We start from the raw sequence: 265 nt of genomic DNA, 5'->3' as shown, positions 1-265 counted from the left end.
CTCCCCGCCGGCGATCAGCACGTATAGCACCACGGGTACGATCACGCCGCCGGCCGCGGCGATGGCGGGCAGGACGGCACGTCGTGGGGAGGCCAGCTGACCGCTGGTCAGCTCGAACTGCAGCTCGACCGCGGCGATGAAGAAGAAGACGGCGAGCAGGCCGTCGGAGATCCAGTGACGTACGGACAGGTCGACGATGCCGGGAATGCCGAGATGCGCATCCGCGACGGCGAAAGCGACTCTAGAGGATCCCCGGGACCGAGCT

General features: G+C 67.9%; 1 protein-coding gene. It reads right to left on the bottom strand.

Features of this window, described 5'->3' with window-relative positions; all coding sequences use genetic code 11:
* Positions 1 to 265: Na+/H+ antiporter NhaA (locus I5I_RS15010; RefSeq protein WP_036321632.1), on the bottom strand; the 265-nt coding region annotated here is incomplete at both ends.

It is taken from the genome of Microbacterium sp. B24 (assembly GCF_000333415.1).
GTDB lineage: Bacteria > Actinomycetota > Actinomycetes > Actinomycetales > Microbacteriaceae > Microbacterium.
Note: the sequence above shows the minus strand (reverse complement) of the source record. Positions and strands in the feature narration are given on the sequence as shown.